This is a genomic window from Sediminihabitans luteus (assembly GCF_002797595.1).
Lineage (GTDB): Bacteria > Actinomycetota > Actinomycetes > Actinomycetales > Cellulomonadaceae > Paraoerskovia > Paraoerskovia lutea.
On the sequence record NZ_PGFE01000001.1, the window covers coordinates 798,617 to 816,459 of the forward strand.

13 protein-coding genes are annotated in these 17,843 nt (G+C 74.0%); 3 read left to right on the top strand and 10 right to left on the bottom strand.

All coding sequences use genetic code 11. The features are described from left to right. From CLV28_RS03705 to CLV28_RS03720, 4 genes are all read right to left on the bottom strand, one after another. Nucleotides 1–981: an ABC transporter permease gene (locus CLV28_RS03705; protein WP_100421892.1), complete on the bottom strand. Its 981-nt coding sequence runs from the start codon at nucleotides 979–981 to the stop codon at nucleotides 1–3. Continuing rightward, nucleotides 978–2,105, bottom strand: coding sequence for an ABC transporter ATP-binding protein (locus tag CLV28_RS03710; RefSeq protein ID WP_100421893.1), 1,128 nt, complete (start codon nucleotides 2,103–2,105; stop codon nucleotides 978–980). The genes CLV28_RS03705 and CLV28_RS03710 overlap by 4 nt, the downstream gene beginning before the upstream one ends. A 77-nt stretch (nucleotides 2,106–2,182) precedes the next feature. Further along, nucleotides 2,183–3,868 (bottom strand): ABC transporter substrate-binding protein, encoded by a 1,686-nt coding sequence (locus CLV28_RS03715; protein WP_100422383.1) that lies wholly within the window; start codon nucleotides 3,866–3,868, stop codon nucleotides 2,183–2,185. 115 nt (nucleotides 3,869–3,983) lie between these two features. Continuing rightward, nucleotides 3,984–6,650 (bottom strand): beta-d-glucosidase, encoded by a 2,667-nt coding sequence (locus CLV28_RS03720; RefSeq protein ID WP_239073122.1) that lies wholly within the window; start codon nucleotides 6,648–6,650, stop codon nucleotides 3,984–3,986. Between the two features lie 146 nt (nucleotides 6,651–6,796). On the opposite strand from CLV28_RS03720, the gene CLV28_RS03725 reads away from it, so the two are divergent. The 3 genes from CLV28_RS03725 to CLV28_RS03735 all read left to right on the top strand — a co-directional run bounded on the left by CLV28_RS03725 (nucleotide 6,797) and on the right by CLV28_RS03735 (nucleotide 10,330). Next, nucleotides 6,797–7,555: a TetR/AcrR family transcriptional regulator gene (locus CLV28_RS03725; protein WP_239073123.1), complete on the top strand. Its 759-nt coding sequence runs from the start codon at nucleotides 6,797–6,799 to the stop codon at nucleotides 7,553–7,555. Nucleotides 7,556–7,911: 356 nt separating this feature from the next. Beyond that, nucleotides 7,912–8,667: a response regulator transcription factor gene (locus CLV28_RS03730; protein WP_100421895.1), complete on the top strand. Its 756-nt coding sequence runs from the start codon at nucleotides 7,912–7,914 to the stop codon at nucleotides 8,665–8,667. After that, the gene (locus tag CLV28_RS03735) at nucleotides 8,660–10,330 is read left to right on the top strand and encodes a sensor histidine kinase (protein WP_170062617.1); all 1,671 of its coding nucleotides are present in this window, start codon (nucleotides 8,660–8,662) and stop codon (nucleotides 10,328–10,330) included. Before CLV28_RS03730 ends, CLV28_RS03735 begins: the two co-directional genes overlap by 8 nt. 126 nt (nucleotides 10,331–10,456) lie before the next feature. Here CLV28_RS03735 and CLV28_RS03740 read toward each other — a convergent pair whose 3' ends face one another. The 6 genes from CLV28_RS03740 to CLV28_RS03765 form a co-directional block, all read right to left on the bottom strand. Continuing rightward, nucleotides 10,457–12,103 carry a DUF7059 domain-containing protein gene (locus CLV28_RS03740; protein WP_100421897.1) on the bottom strand — a complete coding sequence of 549 codons (1,647 nt, stop codon included), beginning with the start codon at nucleotides 12,101–12,103 and terminating at the stop codon, nucleotides 10,457–10,459. Nucleotides 12,104–12,139: 36 nt separating this feature from the next. Then, nucleotides 12,140–12,565, bottom strand: a complete 426-nt coding sequence (locus tag CLV28_RS03745; RefSeq protein ID WP_157802477.1) for a hypothetical protein — start codon at nucleotides 12,563–12,565, stop codon at nucleotides 12,140–12,142. 81 nt (nucleotides 12,566–12,646) lie between these two features. Beyond that, nucleotides 12,647–13,228, bottom strand: coding sequence for a prolipoprotein diacylglyceryl transferase (locus tag CLV28_RS03750; protein ID WP_100421899.1), 582 nt, complete (start codon nucleotides 13,226–13,228; stop codon nucleotides 12,647–12,649). A gap of 67 nt (nucleotides 13,229–13,295) precedes the next feature. Continuing rightward, a complete protein-coding gene (locus CLV28_RS03755; protein WP_100421900.1) occupies nucleotides 13,296–15,611 on the bottom strand; it encodes a sodium-translocating pyrophosphatase in 2,316 nt (771 codons plus the stop codon). A 147-nt stretch (nucleotides 15,612–15,758) separates the two neighbouring features. Then, nucleotides 15,759–17,168 (bottom strand): hypothetical protein, encoded by a 1,410-nt coding sequence (locus CLV28_RS03760; RefSeq protein WP_100421901.1) that lies wholly within the window; start codon nucleotides 17,166–17,168, stop codon nucleotides 15,759–15,761. Continuing rightward, nucleotides 17,165–17,713 carry a sigma-70 family RNA polymerase sigma factor gene (locus CLV28_RS03765; RefSeq protein WP_100421902.1) on the bottom strand — a complete coding sequence of 183 codons (549 nt, stop codon included), beginning with the start codon at nucleotides 17,711–17,713 and terminating at the stop codon, nucleotides 17,165–17,167. Before CLV28_RS03765 ends, CLV28_RS03760 begins: the two co-directional genes overlap by 4 nt. Nucleotides 17,714–17,843 lie beyond the last annotated feature (130 nt).

Below are 17,843 nucleotides of genomic sequence, written 5' to 3' on the forward strand. Positions count from 1 at the left end.
TCAGGCCTCCTGACGGGTGCGGGGGTCGAGGAGCACGTAGGCGACGTCCGCGAGGACGTTCGCGACGAGCACCGCGAGCGTGATGATCAGGAAGATGCCCTGCATGAGGGGGTAGTCCTTGCCGCCGATCGCGTTGAACAGCTGCAGGCCGATGCCCGGGTAGGAGAAGACCATCTCCATGACGAGCGTGCCGGAGACGACGAACCCGAGCGAGAGCGCGAAGCCCGAGACCTGCGGCAGGATCGCGTTGCGCGCGGCGTAGCCGAACATGACGCGCCGCTCGCTCAGGCCCTTGGCGTGCGCGACGGTCACGTAGTCCTCGGACGTGACGGTGACCATCATGTTGCGCATCCCGAGGATCCAACCCGAGATCGAGGCGAGCACGATCGTCAGGCCGGGCAGGATGGCGTGCTCGAGCACCGACGAGACGAACTCCCAGCTCCACCCCGGGATCAGCCCGCCGTCGTACGCGCCGCCGAGCGGGAGCACGGGCCACCAGATCGCGAACACCGAGATCGCGATGAGCCCGAGCCAGAAGTACGGCACGGACGAGAAGAACGTCGTCACGGGCAGGATCGCGTCCATCCAGGTGCCACGCCGCCAGCCGATGAGGATCCCGACGAGCGAGCCGCCGACCACCGCGATCACGGTCGCGACGCCCACGAGCCCGAGGGTCCACGGCAGCGAGTCGCCGATGACCTCGGTCACGGGCGTCGGGAAGCTCGTGAACGAGATCCCGAAGTTCCCGTGCAGGATCTCTCCCCAGTAGTCGACGTACTGCTGCCAGAGGCTCTCCTGCGTGTCGAGCCCGAACAGCACGTACAGCGAGTGCTCGGCCTCGGTCGAGATCTGGCCCTGGTAGCGGTTGATGAGCGACTGGACGGGGTCGCCCTTCATGACGCGCGGGATGAAGAAGTTGATCGTCACGGCGGCCCAGGCCGTGAGCAGGTAGAACGCGAGACGGCGTCCGAGGAACTTCATCGGGTCACGTCCTTCGGGCTGGCGGGTTCGACCGGCACGGCGTCGGCGCCGAGGTCGGGCAGGGGCGCGTCGGCGGGCACGCCGTCGAGCGCTCCGGGCACGCGCGCCGCGTAGCCCCAGCAGGCGGCCTGGCGCCCCGGGGCGATCGTCAGCAGCGGCGGGGTCTGGGTGCGGCACAGGTCGGTCGCGAACGGGCACCGCGGGTTGAACCGGCACCCGGCGGGCGGCGTCACCATGTTCGGCGGCTCGCCGCCGGCCGTGACCCGGCTCGTCGAGGCGAGGTTCTCGGGGTCGGGCGCGGAGCGCACGAGGAGCTGCGTGTACGGGTGCGCGGGCGTCTGCGTCACGGACTCGCTGTCGCCCGCCTCGACCGTGCGTCCGGCGTACATGACCTGGGTGCGGTCGGCGAAGTAGCGGGCCGAGGCGATGTCGTGCGTGATGTAGAGGACCGCGATGCCGAGTCGGTCGCGCAGGTCCTGGAGCAGGTTGAGCACGCCGACCCGGATCGACACGTCGAGCATCGAGATCGGCTCGTCGGCGAGCAGCACCTCGGGGTCGGCCGCGAGCGCCCGAGCGATGGCGACGCGCTGGCGCTGACCGCCCGAGAGCTCGTGCGGGAACTTCTCGACGAACCGCTCGGGCGCGAGCTGGACGCGCTCGAGCAGCGCGTGCAGCGCGGCCTCGAGGGCGTCGCCGCGCAGCGTCGGCTGGTGGATCCGCAGCGAGCGCGTGAGCACGTAGCGCACGGTGTGCACGGGGTTCAGGGACGCGAACGGGTCCTGGAAGATCATCTGCACGCGGCGGCTGTAGGCGCGGAACGCGCGGCCGCGGTGCGCCGTGACCTGCTCTCCGTGCAGCAGCACGTCGCCGCTGGTCTGGGTGTGCAGGCGGGCCAGGAGCCGCGCGACGGTCGACTTGCCCGAGCCGGACTCGCCGACGAGCGCGACGACCTGCCCGGCCCGCAGCGCGACGTCGACCGCGTCGACGGCGTGCACGGCGGCGCCGCGCGAGCGCAGGCCGCGCACCGGGAAGTGCTTGGTCAGGGAGACGGCCTCGAGCACGGGGGCGTCGGACGTCGGGGGCGGGGCGGCTGGACCGCTGCGCACCGTCGTTGCTTCACTCATGGTCACCTGGGGGGAAGTGCGGGTCCGGGGGGCGGGGCCCGGCCGGCCGGTCGCGAGGACCGGCCGGCCGGGGAAGGTCACGAGGCGGGCTGGAGCTTCGTGAGGATGAGCGAGACGCCCGGCGTCGTCGGCTGCGGGTTCGCGTAGTCGTCGTCGTCCGACGGCCAGCCGGTGTAGAACTTCTGCGAGAACTCGGCGCCCGCGGGGCGGGCGTCGATGCCGAGCACGGGGACGTCCTCGACGTAGATCTTCTGCAGCGCGTCGAGCGCGGCCTTGCGCCCGGCGTCGTCGGTCGCGTCGGTGTAGGCGACGAACTGCGCCGCGGCGTCGTCGTCCTGGTAGCGGCCGTAGTTCCACGACGCGTTCTCGCCCACGGGGGCGTAGTACGCGGGGTCGAACATGTTCGCGTACATCTCGTAGGGCGTCACGCCGCCGTTGGTCCAGTGCAGCGCGGCGTCGAAGTTGCCGCTGTTGAGGTTGGCGGTCCAGGCGTCGGCGTTGGGCGTCTCGACCTTGACGGCGAACCCGATCGACTGCAGCGAGTCGGAGATCAGCTGCAGCGACGTGATGTAGTCGTTCCAGCCCGACGGGTCCTGCAGCGTGACGGAGACCTGCTGGCCGTCCTTGCCGATGAGCTTGTCGCCGTCGTACGTGTAGCCCGCGTCGGTCAGGACCTTCTTGGCGCCCTCGACGTCGACCTCGTAGCTCTGGTCCTTGTACTCGTCGGCGATGAAGTCGTCGCCCGCGGGCGTCGGGATCGCGGTGATGCTCGTGAGCTCCGGGAAGATCCCCGACTCGGCGATCTTCGAGGCCTTCTCCCGGTCGACGACCATGTTCGCGGCCTGCCGGACCGCGACGTCGTCGAACGGCGCCTTGGTCGTGTTGAGCACGAGCATGTCGATGCCGAGGCCGGCCGGGAAGTACGCGAGGTTGTTCTCGGGGTCCTTCGCGATGAACGTGTTCTCGTAGTCCGCGATGAACGTCCAGCCCCACTGCGCCTGGCCGGTCGCGAGCGCCGGGGTGAGCGTGTCGTTGCCGCTGTACGACGTGTACTGCAGCTGCGGCGCGGCGAGCTCGCCGCCCCAGTAGTCGGGGTTCGCGTCGAGCGTCACGGCCTGGTTGGTCCAGCTCGTGAGCGTGTACGGGCCCGTGCCGACGGGCTCCTGGTTGGTGTCCTTCGACGGGTCGGCGATGCCCTCCCAGATGTGCTTGGGCACGACGAACATCTGCAGGACCTTGATCTGGTTGACGAACTGCCCGGACGTGAACGTCACGGTCACGGTGTCGCCGTCGGTCGTGATGTCGCCGTAGGGCAGGCCCTCGGTGTTGAGCGCGTCGTTGTCCTTGCGCATCTGGAGCGAGAACGCGATGTCCTCGGCCGTGAAGTCCTCGCCGTCCGACCACGTCACGCCGTCGCGCGCGGTGAGGGTGAGCTGCGTGTAGTCCTCGTTCCACTCGAACGCCTTGGCGAGCCACGGGATCGGGTCCTGCGAGGGGCGCGTGTCGTTGACCTGCGCGAGCGGCTCGTAGATCGCGAACGCGTAGCCGAGCGACCGCGCGGCCGACGTGTTGAGGAACGGGTTCGAGTTGTTCGTCTGCGGCCCGTTCGGCATGCCGATCGTCAGGGCCTGGGTGCCCTGCGACGTGCCTGACGCCGACGTGGTCGTCGTCTTCGGGTCGTCGCTGCTGCCGGAGCAGCCGCTGGCCACGAGGGCCAGGGACAGCGCGCCGACGGCGACGGCGCTGAGCGTGCGGATCTTCACGGGTGCCTCCTTGCACGGGATGAGGGGTCTCATCGGTGATGGATCTCGGGTCGTTCGTTCTCTGGGGTCGTGTCGGTCGTTCGGTGGGGCGTTCGTCGGGTCGGTTCGGGTCGGGTCAGGCGTGCGGCACGACGGCGCGCAGCCGCAGGTCGCGGACGGAGCGGCCCACGCGCAGCGCGTGGTCGCCGGGGGGTGTGGTCCACCGGTGGTGCTCGGCGTCCCAGGTCTCGAACGCGCGCCGGGGCACGCGCACGTGCGCGGTCACGGTCTCGCCGGCGTCGGCGTCGACCGTGGCGAAGCCGCCGAGCCAGCGCACCGGCCGGGCGGGGTTGCCGTGCGGGTCGGTGGCCCCGGGCTCGGGCCCGTCGGCGGGCTCGACGTACACCTGGACGACCTCGCGCCCGCGGCGCGCGCCGTCGTTGCGCAGGACGACGGAGACGACCACGTCCCCGCCGCGCGCGGTCGGGTGCGTGCTCGGCTGCTCGCCCGGGTGCTCCGCCGGGCCGTCGTCCTGCACGCCGTCGTCCTGCACGGCCACGTCGTCGTACGTCCACGTCGTCCAGCCGAGCCCGTGGCCGAACGGCGCCGCGGGCGTCGTGCCCGCGAGCTCCCAGCCGCGGTACCCCACGTGGATGCCCTCGGTGTACGCGACGACCCCGTCGACGGGGATCGCGTGCGGCACGGGGACGTCCTCGGCGCGCGCGGGCAGCGTCCAGGGCAGACGTCCCGAGGGTTCGGTCACGCCCGTGAGCACGTCGGCGAGCGCGGCGCCGCCCTCCTGCCCGGGGAGCCACGCCCACAGCACGGTCGGCGCCCGGTCGAGCCACGGCAGGAGCACGGGGGCTCCCGCGTTGACGACGACGACGGTGCGCGGGTTCGCGGCGAGCACCCGGGCGACGAGCTCGTCCTGGTTGCCGGGGAGCGCGAGCGAGGGGCGGTCGTAGCCCTCGGACTCGACCTCCTCGGTCGTGCCGACCACGACGATGGCGACGTCGGCGGCGGCCGCGGCGGCGACGGCCTCGGCGATCTCCTCCTCGGCGCTCGGCCCGGGGTGGCCGTGCACGAGCTCGGCCCGCACGAACGAGTCGTAGCCCACGGGGTGCACGACCTGCAGGTCGGCGTGGAGCCGCACGACGCGACCGCCCGCGGGGACCTCGACCTCGCGCACCACGGCGACCGGGTGGTTGTGCCCCGAGCCGAGCACGATCTCGACGCCCACATGCTGGTCGCCGCGGGTGAGGAGCTCGTCGTCGAGGCGCACCTCGTGCACGCCGATCGTCCCGACCCCGAGCGCGTGCGTGCCGGGGGTCGTCAGGTGCAGCTCGGCGCTCAGGCGCAGGGTCGCGGCGTCGGGGCGCAGGTCCTTGCCCCAGCCGTCCCAGGGCTGCTCGGCACGCGTCGCGAGCACCTCGCCCGCGGCGTCGAGCAGCTCGACGCGCACGCCCGCTCCCCCGGTGCGGGGGTCGCGGCACGTCGCGGCGACGTCGAGCGCGGGCGGGTTGTGCCGCGGGCGGGCGCCGGCGTGAACCGTCACGTCGACCCCGGGCAGTGCCGCACGCAGCTCGGCGACGGGGTCGCTCACGTGGTCGGGCACCACGAACGACGAGCCGCCGCCCTGGAGGAACAGGTCGACCGCGCCCGGCCCGAGCAGCGAGACCGTGGGCCGACCCGTCCCTCCTGCGCCTCCCGCGACGTCGAGCGGGAGGAGTCCGGCGTCGTCCTTGAGGACGACCATGGCGCGTGCGGTGAGCTCGCGCAGGTAGGCGGACGACGCGGACGTCGTCCCGAACTCGCCGAACGTCCCGGGGTGGCGGGCCGCGGCCGGGTCGGACGCCGCCGCGTCGTCGGGCGCGAGCGCTCCCACCCGCACCGCGAGCCGGAGCAGGCGCAGCACCTTGTCGTCGAGCTCGTGCTCGGCGACGTCGCCCGCGCGCACCGCGGCGAGCAGACCGTCGCCCCACGCACCGTCCGGCCCGGGCATCTGCAGGTCGAGGCCGCCGCGCACGGCCGGGCCGACGGTCTTGGTCGCGACCCAGTCGGAGACGACGACGCCGTCGAACCCCCACTCGTCCTTGAGGACGCCGGTCAGCAGGGGTCGGTGCTCGAGCGCGGGCGCCGCGGCGGTGCCGTCGTCGACGCCCGAGTAGGCGCCCATGACGCTCCACGCGCGGGCGTCGTGCACGAGCCGCTCGAACGGCGCGAGGTAGACCTCGCGCAGCGTGCGCTCGTCGACCTGCGCGAGGTAGCGCGTGCGCTCGGTCTCGGAGTCGTTGGCGACGTAGTGCTTGACCGACATGCCGACCCCGCAGTCCTGCGCGGCCGCGACGAGCGCGACGGCGACCTCGGCGGTCAGGTGCGGGTCCTCGGAGTAGCACTCGAAGTGCCGTCCGCCCACGGGCGTGCGCTGGAGGTTGACCTGCGGGGCGAGGACGACGTCGACGTCGTGCCGGCGCGCCTCGGCCGCGAAGAGCTCGCCCGCGCGGCGGGCGAGGTCGAGGTCCCACGTCGCGGCGAGCGCGCTCGGCGCGGGGAACATCGCGGACGTGCGCACCGCGCCGTCGGCGTGCTCGGGCGTGACGGGCCGCACGCCCACGGGGCCGTCGGACATCGTGACGGCGCGCAGGCCGATGCGGTCGATCGCGGTCGTGGCCCACATGCCGGCGCCGACGACGAGCGCGACCTTCTCCTCGAGGGTCAGCGTGGCGACGAGCCGGTCGAGCGTCGCCGCGGGCACGGGCCGCGGGTCCTGCCCGGCCGTGCGATCGGTGGTCTCCAGTGACACCCGGGTGCTCCAGTCCGACGTCGTCGTCATCGTTGCGGTGATGTTTCCGAATCACTTACTGACATGTCAGTAAGCGACTCGCGTCACATCCAAGCACACTTACTGACGGGTTAGTAAGTTGTCGGAGGTCACAGTATGGTTGCGGCATGAGCGACGCGATGGAGACGGTCGACGACGACCGCACGGCCGGCGACGGCAGCACCCCGGACTCCCCCGGGGCGCGTCCCGCGAGCGCCCGGACCAGCAACGCGGCGCGCGCACGCAAGCCCCGCAAGGCCACGGCCGAGCGACGCGAGGAGATCCTGCAGGCCGCCATCCGCACCTTCGGGTCGAAGGGCTACCACAACGGCTCGCTGACCGAGGTCGCCGAGCAGGTCGGGATCACGCACGCGGGCGTCCTGCACCACTTCGGGTCCAAGGACAAGCTCCTGATCGAGGTGCTCGAGTTCCGCGACAAGGTCGACGTCGAGCACCTCGAGGGCCAGCACCTGCCGGGCGGCGTCGACATGTTCCGCCACCTCGTGACCACCGCACGCCTCAACGCCGCGCGCCGCGGGATCGTGCAGGCCTACACCGTGATCACCGCCGAGTCCGTGACCGACGGCCACCCCGCGGCACCCTGGGCGACGAACCGCTTCGCGGGCCTGCGTGAGGACCTCGTCGACGGCCTGCGCGAGATGCTGCGCGGCGCACCCGACGCCCCCGAGGACCCGTCGCGCCCCGAGCAGTCGGACGCCGCGCTCGACGTCGCCGCGAGCGCCGTCATCGCGGTCATGGACGGGCTGCAGACCCAGTGGCTGCTCGACCCCGACGCGGTCGACCTCGCCGGGACCACGCGGTTCGCGATCGAGGCGATCCTCGCCTCGGTCGTCGCCGGGGCGGACCGCCCGCGACCGCTCGACTAGGCACGGGCGGTTCGGGCAGGATGCGCACGTGACCGGCTCGTCCGGCGTCGGGCCGTCGGTCGCTCGCGGCACGCCGCTCGCTGAGCACGTCGCCATCGGACCGGCCCGCGAGGGACGCGGCATTCACGACCATCGGGCACGGACAGCTTCGAGTTCGAGAACGTGCGCGCCTGGTGGCTGGACCGGATTCAGAGCACGATGCGCCTGGCGGAGCGTCAGGCCGAGAAGAGCGGCATCGCCCCGCCGTGGTGACCTGACACCCGGCACCTCCGAGCGGATGCCCGCCCAGCGACCCCGCCCGCCCCACAGCGACCGCACAGCATCACCACAGGCGCCCCGCACCCGCGCGCGCCACGATGGACGACGTGACCGCACCGACCGACGTCCTCGCCCGCCCCGACGGCAGCCCCCTGCGCGTCCTCGTCGTCGACGACGAGCCCAACCTCGCCGAGCTGCTGACCTCGGCGCTGCGGTACGAGGGGTGGGACGTGTCGACCGCGCTCGACGGGCAGTCCGCGATCCGGCTCGCGCGCGACGTCGAACCAGACGTGATCGTGCTCGACGTGATGCTCCCCGACCTCGACGGCCTGAGCGTCATGCGCCGCATCCGCTCGCGCAGCCCCGAGGTCCCGGTGCTGTTCCTCACCGCGCGGGACTCGGTCGAGGACCGCGTCGCGGGACTCACCGCGGGCGGCGACGACTACGTGACCAAGCCGTTCAGCCTCGAGGAGGTCGTGGCCCGCCTGCGCGGCCTCATGCGCCGCGCGGGCGCCGCCGCGGCCCGCAGCGACGCGACCCTCGTCGTCGGCGACCTCGTGCTCGACGAGGACTCGCACGAGGTCTCGCGCGGTGGCGACGACGTGCAGCTCACCGCGACAGAGTTCGAGCTGCTGCGCTACCTCATGCGCAACCCGCGCCGCGCGCTGTCCAAGGCGCAGATCCTCGACCGGGTGTGGAACTACGACTTCGGCGGGCAGGCCAACATCGTCGAGCTCTACGTCTCGTACCTGCGGCGCAAGATCGACGCGGGCCGCGAGCCCATGATCCACACGCTGCGCGGCGTCGGGTACGTCCTCAAGCCCGCACCCGGCACGGAGACGCCCGGTGCCTGACGCCGCCCCGCCACCTCCGCCCCCGGACGCCGCCCCGCCTCCCCCGCCCCCCGTCGTCGGACCGCCGCCCCCGCCGCCGGCCGACCCTGCCAGCAGCCCGACCCCGGAGCCCCCGGCCGGTCGCGGCCCCCGCACCCTGCGGCGCCGGCTCGTGCTCGTGCTCGTCGCGGTGCTCGTCGCGTTCAGCGGCGCGCTCGGCGTCGCCTCGACCCTCGCGGTGCACGACAACCTCTCCGGCCAGCTCGACGACGAGCTCCGCTCCGCCTCCGAGCGCGCCGCACGCTTCCCGTTCGGCGCGCAGGCCGGGCCCGCCGACGGCCTCGGCGACCCCGGCGCGGGCCTGCCCGACGACGCCGAGCCGCCCCGCGGCCAGGGCGCCGGCACGATCAACGTCCTGGTCACCCCCGACGCCGCGGGCGGCGGCTACGTCGACGACGACGGCACCTGGGTCGCGCTCGACGCCGACCAGGCGGCGGCGCTCGCGACCGTCCCGGCCGACGGGTCGTCGCACGACGTCGACGTGCCCGGCCTGGGTGGGTACCGGGCGCTGTCGGTGCCCTCGGGCAGCGACCCCGGCGCCCGGCAGACCGGGACGACCACGGCGGACGACGTCCGCGTCGTCACCGCCATGAGCACCGACCCGCTCGACGCGGCGGTGCGGCGGTACGTGCTCGTCGAGGTCGGCCTCGCGGTCGCGGGCGTCGCGCTCGCCGGCCTGGCGGGGGCCTGGCTCGTGCGGCGCTCGCTGCGCCCGCTCGACGCGGTCGCTGCCGCCGCGACGCGCGTCTCGGAGCTCCCGCTCGACCGCGGCGAGGTCGCGGCGATCCCGCGGCTCGACGCGAGCCTCGCGGACGACCGCACCGAGGTCGGCAGCGTCGGTGCCGCCCTCAACCGCATGCTCGGCCACGTCGAGTCGTCGCTGACCGCGCGGCACGAGTCCGAGACGCAGGTACGCCAGTTCGTCGCGGACGCCTCGCACGAGCTGCGCACCCCGCTCGCGTCGATCCGCGGCTACGCCGAGCTCGTGCGCCGCTCGCCCGACGACGTGCCGCCCGACACGCTGCGCGCGCTCGACCGCATCGAGTCCGAGTCGACGCGCATGGGGACCCTCGTCGAGGACCTCCTGCTGCTCGCGCGCCTCGACGCCGGGCGCCCGCTCGACGCCGCGCCCGTGGACCTCGCGGGCCTCGCGGTCGACGCGGTCATGGACGCCCACGCCGCGGGCCCCGACCACGTGTGGTCGCTCGACCTGCCCGGCGAGGACGACGGGCCCGACGACGCGCTGACCGTGCCCGGCGACGAGGCCCGCCTGCGCCAGGTGTTCACCAACCTCGTCGGCAACGCCCGCGTGCACACCCCGCCCGGCACCCGGGTCACGGTCGGGGTGCGGGCCGAGCCCGGCGTCGTCGTCCTCTCGGTGGCGGACGACGGACCCGGGATCCCGGCCGCGCTCGTGCCGTCGCTGTTCCAGCGGTTCAGCCGCGGCGACTCCGCACGGAACCGGGTGGGCGGGTCGACGGGGCTGGGCCTCGCGATCGCGCAGGCCGTGGTCCAGGCGCACGGCGGCACGATCACGGTGCGCTCGAGCACGGCGCCACCGGCCGCCGAGACGGCGGACCCGGCGCCGTCCGGCACGACGTTCGAGGTACGGATCCCCCGCTGACCCCGCCCGGAACCCCACCGCCGACCGTGCGATCTGTTCGCCGTTTCGCGCCCGAACGCGGTACAGATCGCGCGGTCGGCGGTGGGGCGGGACGGCGTGGGGCGGGCAGCGGTGGGGCGACCCGCGTCAGGCGGGCGCGAGGAACCCGTCGCGCACGAGTCCGCGCACCGCGGGCAGCAGCTCGGCCGCGAGCGCGTCGGCCGGGACCTCGAACAGCGCGGCGAGCGCCCCCACGATCTGCCCGACGGTGAGCTCGCCGTCGCACGCGCCCACGAGCGCGGCGAGCGGGGACGACGCGTGCACGCCGCGCCCGAACCCGCCGCCCTGACGCACCACGACCACGTTCGGGTCGCCCACGCCCGGGGTGTGGAACCGCTCCTCGGTCACGTCGGGCGCCACGACGAGCCGGGTCTGCGCGAGCTGCGCGTCCGAGAGAGCCCCGACCAGGTCGTGCGCCGCGAGCGACGCCGCGACGTGCGCGCCGAGCGGCTGGTGCACCGACCCGGTGTGCTCCTCGAGCCGCCGCAGCGTGGGCCGGGCGCCGTCGAGCGGACGGCGCAGGGTGACGATCCCGAACCCGACGCCCTCGACGTCGCGCGACGCGAAGTCGTCGAGCCACGCCCCGTACGCCGCCGCCCACGCGCCGGGCTCGCGCTCGGCGGTCGTGCCCCCGTCGCGGATCCAGGTCTCGGCGTACTCGGCCGGGTCGAGCAGCTCGCGCTGGACGACCCAGCCGTCGAGCCCCGACTCGTCGAGCCACGCCCCGACCCGCTCGGTCCACGGCTCGCCGCGCCGGTGCTCCCAGTTGCCGAGCATCTGCGCGACGCCGCCCGGCGCGAGCACCGCCCCGACGCCCGTGACGAGGTCGCGCACGAGGTCGTCGCCCGCGCGCCCGCCGTCGCGGTACTCGTACGTGGGCAGCACGGTGCCGGACGACGTCCCCGCACCTCCCGCCGCCCGCGGGGTGATGACGAACGGCGGGTTCGACACGACGAGGTCGAACGTCTCGCCCGCGACGGGCTCGAGCATCGACCCCTCGCGCAGCGTGACCACGCCCGGCGCCGACGCACCCGCACCCGCACCCGCACCCGCACCCGCACCCGCACCGAGGTTGAGGTCGGCGTTGAGCCGTGCGAACGCGAGCGCGCGCCGCGAGACGTCCGTCGCGACGACCTCGCGCGCGTGCCGGGCCGCGTGCAGCGCCTGGATGCCGCAGCCGGTGCCGAGGTCGAGCACGCGCCCGACCGGGGTGCGCGCGGTGACCTGCGCGAGCGTGATCGACGCCCCGCCCGCGCCGAGCACGTGGTCCGCAGCGAGCCGTCGTCCCGTCACGAGCTCGCCGAGGTCGGAGGCCAACCACCAGTCGACCGCCCCCGCGGCGTCCGCGGCGGCGTAGGGGCGCACGTCGACCAGGGCCTGCACGGCGTCGCCCGCCCCCTGGCCGGCGCGGCGGACCAGCCCGAGCCGGGCCGCGCCGTCCACCCCGAGCGACGGCAGGGCCTGCTCGACCGCGGACGCGGCGACCTCGTCGCCCAGCAGGAACAGCGACGCGAGCACCGCGACGGGGTCCGGCTCCGAGCGCAGCGCCGGGGCGAGCACGCGGCGCGCCGGCACCGACTGCTCGCGGTGCAGGGCTGCGGCGGCGAGCGGGCCCAGGAACGACTCGACGCCGTCGACCGTGTAGGTCGCGGCGTCGAGGTCGTCGCGCAGGGCGTCGACGAGCTCCCGGTCGTGGCCGGGAGCGGTGTGCTGGTCGGGGCGCGCGGTGTCCATGACCCTATGGTCCCGGACGTCGCGCGCCCCGGCGGGTCATGCCGTGCAGTTCTCGTTCTCGAAGTCGGTGATGTTCGTGGTGGCGGTCGTGAACTCGTCACCCATGAGGTCGCCCAGCTTGCCGGCGGTCTCGTTGAACTCGTCGCTCCCCGGCTCGACGCCGTCGAGCTCGTGGAAGACGTCGCTGGCCTGGCGCAGCCCGTCGAGGACCACGTCGAGGTCGTCCGCGATCTCCTCGGGAGCCTCGACGTCCTCGATCTCGCCGATCATGTCGTCGAACGCGTCGGCCGTCGCCCCGGGGTCGCTCGGGTCGACGTCGTCCATGGCGGAGCCGTTGGCGAGGTCGGCACCGGCGTCGCAGTACGCCTCGACGGTCGAGTCGCCGCCGCAGGCGGTGAGGCTGATCGCGAGGAGTGCAGCGGTGGACAGGGCAGCCGCGGAGCGGCGGAGGTTCGTGGTCATGCGCGCCATCCTGCCGTACTCCCCGACCCTCCACAGCCAGGTCTCAGCAACTGGGGAGTTCTCCCCTGCCGCCGCGACCTGTCACGGGCAGTTCGTGGTGACGTAGGTGCCGACGTTCTGCCCGGCCTCGAGGTAGGCGTCGTCCGACATCGTCGTGAGGACGTCCTGGAGCGAGTCCTGCGCGTCGGCCGAGTTCGCGGGGTCGTCGAGGACGTCCTGCATCGCGTCCGCGATGACCGTGAACGGAGCGGCGAACGTCGCCCAGTCGTCGGCGATCTCGGCCGGTGGGTCGGCCTCGACGAGCGCGTCCGCGAGATCCTTGTAGGCCTTCGCGGCCGCCTGCGGGTCGGTCGAGTCGATCGTGGACGAGTCCTCGATCGCGCGCGCCGCCGAGCAGAACTCGGGGTCGGCCGCGCTCGCCTCGACGTCGTCGTCCGCGCTGTCGGCCGCACCCTCGCTCGCGTCGTCGGTGGCCTCGGCGCTCGCCCCGCCCGTCGCGGCCTCCGACGCGGCGTCGGAGGAGTCGTCGGCCGTCGTGCTGGTCGCGCTCGGCGCGGGCGCGGCGTCGTCGTCCGAGTCGCCGCTGCACGCGGCGAGACCGAGCGTGAGGATCGCGGCGGCGGTCACGGCTGCGGCGCCACGGCGCCAGGGGGTCGTCGTCATGGCTCCATCCTCACCCACGGACGGCGTCCGGGGAACCGCGGGGCGCCCCGCAGGGCGCCCCGTGGCGTCAGACCCGTGCGCCGACGGCGGCCGTGCCCTCGGACTCCTGCTCGCGGTCGACGCGCGACGCGCGCAGCCGCGACGCGATCACGGCGCCGAACGCGATGCCCGCCGCGAGCACCGCGATCCCGATGCGCACGACCGGGTTCGCGTCGGCGGGGACGCTCGTCGCGACGACCGCCGGGGCGATGAGCACCGCCACGAGGTTCATGACCTTGATGAGCGGGTTGATCGCAGGGCCGGCGGTGTCCTTGAACGGGTCGCCCACGGTGTCGCCGATGATGGTCGCCTCGTGCGCGGGCGAACCCTTGCCGCCGTACGCGCCGTCCTCGACGATCTTCTTCGCGTTGTCCCACGCGCCGCCCGAGTTCGCGAGGAACACGGCCATGAGCACGCCAGCGCCGATCGCCCCGGCGAGGAACCCGGCGAGCGGCCCGACCCCGAGCCCGAACCCGACCGCGATGGGCGCGAACGCGGCGAGCAGTCCGGGCGTCGCGAGCTCGCGCAGCGAGTCGCGCGTGCAGATGTCGACCACGCGTCCGTACTCGGGGCGCTCCTGGTACGTCATGATCCCGGGGTGCTCGCGGAACTGGCGCCGCACCTCGTACACGATGGCCCCCGCGGCGCGGGTCACGGCGTCGACCGCGAGGCCCGAGAACAGGAAGACCGTCGCGGCGCCGAGGATCACGCCCACGAGCGTCACGGGCGAGATGATCTGGTAGTCGAGCATCGACGTCACGAGCCCCGTGCCGACCTCGTCGACGTCGTCGAACGCCTTCTCGACCGCGTCGGCGTACGAGCCGAACAGGGCGGTCGCGGCGAGCACGGCCGTCGCGATCGCGATGCCCTTGGTGATGGCCTTGGTCGTGTTGCCCACCGCGTCGAGGTCGGTGAGGATCTGCGCGCCCTCGTCGTCGGCGCCGCCGAGCTCGCCCGACGCCCCGCCCGCCATCTCGTAGATCCCCTGCGCGTTGTCGCTCACCGGGCCGAACGTGTCCATCGCGACGATCACGCCGACCGTCGTCAGCAGCCCGCAGCCCGCGAGCGCGACGAGGAACAGCGAGAGCCACACCGAGCCGCCCGCGATGAGGAACACGCCGCAGATCGCGGCGGCGATGATGCCGGCGGTGTAGACGGCGGACTCGAACCCGACGCCGATGCCGGACAGGACGACGGTCGCCGCGCCGGTCCGGGAGGTCGCGGCGACGTGCAGGGTCGGCTTCGACGTCGTGCCCGTGAAGTAGCCCGTGACCCACAGGATCACGCCCGCGAGGAGCACGCCGACCACGACGGCGGCGCCCGAGACGATCCGCGGGTCGCCCGAGACGTCGGACAGGTCGGCCGTGCCGCCCATCCCGTCGAACGACGACGGGAGGTAGACGAACGCGGCGACGGCCGCGAGCACCGCGCCGATGACCGCCGAGACGTAGAAGCCGCGGTAGATGGCCCGCAGGCCCGACTCGGTGCCGCGCACGCGCGTGATGAACACCCCGAGCACCGCGACGACCGCCCCGATCGCGGTCACGATCAGCGGGAACACCAGGCCGTCCTCGCCCATGACGGCCTTGCCGAGGATCAGCGCCGCGACGAGCGTGACCGCGTAGGACTCGAAGAGGTCGGCGGCCATGCCCGCGCAGTCGCCGACGTTGTCGCCCACGTTGTCGGCGATCGTGGCCGCGTTGCGCGGGTCGTCCTCAGGGATGCCCTGCTCGACCTTGCCGACGAGGTCGGCCCCGACGTCCGCGGCCTTGGTGAAGATCCCGCCACCCACACGCATGAACATCGCGAGCAGGGCGGCCCCGAACCCGAAGCCCTCGAGCACCGACGGCGCGTCGCCCTGGTAGATCAGCACGACGCCCGCGGCGCCGAGCAGCCCGAGACCCACGACCGACATCCCGACGACGCCGCCCGTGCGGAACGCGATCCGCGCGCCCTCGGCACGGCCGCCGGGACGGGTCGCGGCCGAGGCGACGCGCACGTTCGCACGCACCGCGAGCCACATGCCGAGGTAGCCGATCGCGGCCGAGAACCCGGCGCCCACGAGGAACGCGACCGATCGACCGACGCGCACCCCGCCGTCCCCGGGGAGCAGGAACAGCAGCCCGAACACGACGACCGCGAACAGCGCGAGCGTGCGGAACTGCCGGCTGAGGTAGGCCGACGCCCCCTCCTGCACGGCCTGCCCGATGTCGTTCATCTTCTCGGTGCCGACGGGCGCCGCGAGCACCTGGCGGCGCAGCACCATCGCGAACGCGAGCGAGGCGAGCGCGATCAGCGCGATCACGACGACCACGGTGGTACTGGTGGTTCCTAGCTCGAGCATCCGTCCTCCTTGACGACTGCCGGACCTGCCGGGAGCGGGACGCACCGACCCCCTGTCGGCGCGATGCGCCCGAGTGTACGCGTTTCGTGACGTACGTCACGTGATGGCCGCCCCCGCGTGGTGCGCGGGGGCGGCCGACCCGCCGCGCTACCCCAGCGTGACCGTCACGGGGCTCGAGACGAGGAACCCCGAGGGGATCTCGGCGCCCGTGAGCTCCTGCAGCTCGCCCCACGAGTGGTCGGTCTGACGCAGCGAGTAGGAGTACACCTGCCACGCCACGACGGCCTGCACCTGGTACTGCCCGGCGGGCAACGGCGCCCCGTCGCAGGTGAGGTTCTCCTCGTCGGGGGTGAGGCCCAGCGAGTCCACCCGGGCGGCGAACGTCTCGCCCGCCTCGAGGGTCGCGTACGCGTCGCCGCTGCCCGCGTACTGGGGGTAGCTCCCGACGACGACCCCGTCCTGGGTCACGAGGAGCCCGTCCGCCGCGGGCGCGGTGAGGAAGTCCCGCACCTCGACGCGGGCGTCGACGTCGGCCCTGATCTCGTAGTCGAACGCCTGGAGCCGGGAGTCGGTGAGCTCCTGCGCGCTGCTCGTGAGCGTGAGCGACGCCAGCTGCTCGGGCCCGCTCGGCGTCGGGGCCGGCGCCCCGCACACGAACGTCGGCTGCTCGTCCGCGGGGAACGCGGCGAGCGGCGACGCGAAGCCCGGCCCCGCGCCCTGGTCCGCCGGGACGGGGAGAGCACCGAGCCGCGTCGGTGCGTCGACGGCCGCGGTGAGGCTCCGCACGCTGATCCTGCCCGCGGAGTCCACCCGGATCTGCGCCGAGTACGCCGTGTCGAGCGAGCTCGCCCTGCGCACCGACGCGCCGTCCACCACGAGCTGCGCCTCGGCGTACGGGCCGGGCGCGACGAGGCCGGACCCGTCGCACGCGACGAGGACGGCGTGCTCGTCCGCGATCGACCGCACGGCCTCGGGCCCGCCGTCGGTCTGCGCGTCGAACGGTGCGCGCGAGACCGCGACGACCGTGCCGTCCTGCACCGCGCCGACCGCGAAGGTCGCCCCCGCGTCGAGCGCGTCGACGAGATCCGTGCCGCCCGTCAGCAGCGCACCGTTCTCGTCCGTCTGGCCCGAGTACGTCGTGTACGGCCCCGCCGCGCGGTACTGGTAGACGGAGTCGTCCCCCACGGGGTCGAGGGTCGCGACCTCGACCCCGCACGCCGCGGCGAGCGTCGGGTCGACCGTCGGCGTGCCGTCCGCGGACGGCGCCGGGCTCGGGTCGGACGTCGGCCCCGCGGTCGCGTCCGGCGTCGGGCTCGACGTCGTGGCCGGCAGCACGGGGGCGTCCCCGCCCGGCAGGCCCGTGACGAGCGCACCACCGACCACGAGGCAGGCGGCGACCACCCCCGTCACGGCGACGCCCGAGCGGTAGTGCCGGCGTCCGGCGGCCGCCCGGCCGCGCAGGTCCGCGAGGTCGCCCGCGGTGGCGTGGGTGCCCGCGGCGTCCGCCACGGAGCTCAGTGCCGACCGCAGGTCGCGGCCGTGGTCGTCGGTGGTCATGAGGCACCTTCCGTCGTGGTCGCGGGGAACTGCGGTGCGAACGGCCGGGCGGCGCCCGGGCGAGGTCCGAGCTCGCGGGCGAGCTTCGCGTTCGCGTCGTGCAGGTAACGCTTGGCGGTGCCCTCGCGCATACCGAGCCGGCGCGCGACCTCGGGCACCGTGAGGTCGTCGTAGTAGCGCAGGACGACGCACGCGCGCTCACGGGGCGACAGGCAGCGCAGCGCCGCCTGCACGTCGACGCGCGTGTCGACCGTCGGCGCGAGCGAGGCCCGCGCCGGGTCGTCGACGAGGCGCACCTGCGTGTCGCGCAGCCGCGACGACGCGCGCCGCGAGTCGATGAAGATCGTCAGGATCGCGCGGCGCACGTACGCCTCCGCGAGCGGGAGGTCGTTCGCGCGGCGGCCCCGGCGGAACGTCTTGACGAACGCGTCCTGCACCACGTCGTCCGCCTCGTGCATGTTGCCCGTGAGCAGGTAGGCGTAGCCCACCAGTGCTCTGCGTCTGGTGCGGAACATCTCGTCCAGCACCTCGTCCCACTGCGCCATCGCCCGTCCCCAGGGTTCGTCGTCGATCGTCCGGAGTCGATCGTCCGGAACATCTGTCGGAGCCTCAACGGCCGCCACGCCTCGATCGTTGGGGTTCGGTGCCGCATCGTACGGGGACGACGTCGCCGGG

What these genes read in the sequence shown, in the direction of transcription:
- CLV28_RS03750 (WP_100421899.1), bottom strand. Translation starts at nt 13,228, where the DNA reads ATGACGACGACCCCCTGGCGCCGTGGCGCCGCAGCCGTGACCGCCGCC.
- CLV28_RS03745 (WP_157802477.1), bottom strand. Translation starts at nt 12,565, where the DNA reads ATGACCACGAACCTCCGCCGCTCCGCGGCTGCCCTGTCCACCGCTGCA.
- CLV28_RS03740 (WP_100421897.1), bottom strand. Translation starts at nt 12,103, where the DNA reads ATGGACACCGCGCGCCCCGACCAGCACACCGCTCCCGGCCACGACCGG.
- CLV28_RS03760 (WP_100421901.1), bottom strand. Translation starts at nt 17,168, where the DNA reads ATGACCACCGACGACCACGGCCGCGACCTGCGGTCGGCACTGAGCTCC.
- CLV28_RS03710 (WP_100421893.1), bottom strand. Translation starts at nt 2,105, where the DNA reads ATGAGTGAAGCAACGACGGTGCGCAGCGGTCCAGCCGCCCCGCCCCCG.
- CLV28_RS03705 (WP_100421892.1), bottom strand. Translation starts at nt 981, where the DNA reads ATGAAGTTCCTCGGACGCCGTCTCGCGTTCTACCTGCTCACGGCCTGG.
- CLV28_RS03725 (WP_239073123.1), top strand. Translation starts at nt 6,797, where the DNA reads ATGAGCGACGCGATGGAGACGGTCGACGACGACCGCACGGCCGGCGAC.
- CLV28_RS03765 (WP_100421902.1), bottom strand. Translation starts at nt 17,713, where the DNA reads ATGGCGCAGTGGGACGAGGTGCTGGACGAGATGTTCCGCACCAGACGC.
- CLV28_RS03755 (WP_100421900.1), bottom strand. Translation starts at nt 15,611, where the DNA reads ATGCTCGAGCTAGGAACCACCAGTACCACCGTGGTCGTCGTGATCGCG.
- CLV28_RS03730 (WP_100421895.1), top strand. Translation starts at nt 7,912, where the DNA reads ATGGACGACGTGACCGCACCGACCGACGTCCTCGCCCGCCCCGACGGC.